2 protein-coding genes are annotated in these 1,729 nt (G+C 53.6%); both read right to left on the bottom strand.

Features of this window, described 5'->3' with window-relative positions:
• Window positions 1-221: 221 nt before the first annotated feature.
• Window positions 222-929: a 5'-methylthioadenosine/S-adenosylhomocysteine nucleosidase gene (mtnN, locus tag I656_RS00160; protein ID WP_020756955.1), complete on the bottom strand. Its 708-nt coding sequence runs from the start codon at window positions 927-929 to the stop codon at window positions 222-224.
• Window positions 930-943: 14 nt separating this feature from the next.
• The gene (locus I656_RS00155; RefSeq protein ID WP_033006987.1) at window positions 944-1,591 is read right to left on the bottom strand and encodes a class I SAM-dependent methyltransferase; all 648 of its coding nucleotides are present in this window, start codon (window positions 1,589-1,591) and stop codon (window positions 944-946) included.
• Between the last annotated feature and the right edge of the window lie 138 nt (window positions 1,592-1,729).

Below are 1,729 nucleotides of genomic sequence, written 5' to 3' on the forward strand. Positions count from 1 at the left end.
TTACAACTTATATAGATGCAATTTGAAGCATCACCATTTGCAACTTTTACCGAGTATTCGATCGACTGTCGGGCGACCGAACAACGCAGCTTAAAGACCCATATATGGGTCTGTGAAGCAGGCGGTTGTTCGGTCTTCCGTTACGCCTAGGCGTGACGGAAGAAGCCTGCGGCTTGCCTCCGACAGTCGAGAACATAGACAAGCTGCTTTTTCGCTGCATCTTAATCGCGCTTCTGTTTCATAACGGAAAGCATCGACAAGACAAGTTCAGCCGAATGTTTCGCCGCCGTCTCCAAAAACTGTTCAAACGACACGTCCGACTCCTCACCCGCAATATCAGACAACGCCCGGATGATGACAAACGGCGTCCCAAATTGCACGCACACTTGGGCGATCGCCGCCGCTTCCATTTCGACGGCGCACAATTCCGGAAACTGACCGCGCACAAATTCGACTCGCTTTGGATCGTTCATAAACGAATCGCCGGTGGCGATCAAGCCGGTCACTGCCTGCAGGCCATCAAGCCGCGCCGCCGCCTGCTTGGCCGCCTCAACAAGCGCCTCATCCGCCCGGTAGCGGGCCGGCAGGCCGGGCACTTGCCCGTAAGCGTAGCCGAACGCGGTCACATCGACGTCATGATGGACGACTTCCTTGGAAATGACAAGATCTCCGACACGAAGCGAAGGCAAAAATCCGCCAGCTGACCCCGTGTTAATCACGAAGTCAGGGCGAAAGCGGTCAAGCAGAAGCGTCGTTCCCATGGCGGCGTTCACTTTGCCGATCCCGGATTTCAACAACACCGCCTCCACGCCGTCAAGGCGCCCTTTGGAAAATTCGCACCCGGCAATGACCGTTTCCTCGCGACCTTCCATGCGCGAACGCAAAATCGCCACTTCCTCTTCCATGGCTCCAATAATGGCTGCTTTCATCGTTCTCCCTCTTTCTATGTCGTTTGTTTCACCGCCTCCATCACCCAGACGAACGCGTTTTGCTGCGCAAAGGAGGCGGAAAAGCCATGCTTGGAAAACAGTGATGCCAATACGTCAAGCGTCGTATAATATTCGCGTTCCAAATCGTCGGCCAAATCGTGGAAGCCGCGCGCCCGGGCTTCCTCAATCGCCTGGCGGAACGCCTCTTTGTCGCGAAACGCCGTATCGGCAAACACTATTTTACCACCCGGATGGAGCAATTGACTATATTTCGCCAGCGCTTCGTCTTTTTCCGCATCCGTCAAATGATGAAACGCATACGTGCTGGCGATCGTGTCGATCGGCTCCGGCGGTGTCGGAAATTGCAAAAAGTCGCCGTCCAGAATGACCGCTCGCCCGCTGAGCTTTTCCGCTGCTTTTTTCCTCATCGGCGCCGATGGCTCGATCCCGTACACCCGCTTGCCGCGCTCAAGCAGCTTTTTCGTCAAGTTTCCTGTGCCGACGCCAAACTCGAGCACAACTTGGCCGGCTTTGTCGGCGACCGTGCTTAAAATGCGGTCATAACCGGCAAACACGTCTCGATATTGCTCATCGTATCCTTCGACCGATCGGTCATACGATTCCGCCCATTGCTCAAACAAGTCAAGAAACTCTCTGCCCATATGGTCACACCCCAAAAAGTTTATAATTCCTATAAATATAGTATGTTTTTTCGTATTGCCTGCTCTCACTGTAGCATATGTTTTTCCCTTGTTCAACGATCATGTTTCGTTCGTATTGTTCCCCCTTGTACATCGGTG

The organism is Geobacillus sp. WSUCF1 (assembly GCF_000422025.1).
In the GTDB taxonomy this organism is placed as follows: Bacteria; Bacillota; Bacilli; order Bacillales; family Anoxybacillaceae; genus Geobacillus; species Geobacillus zalihae.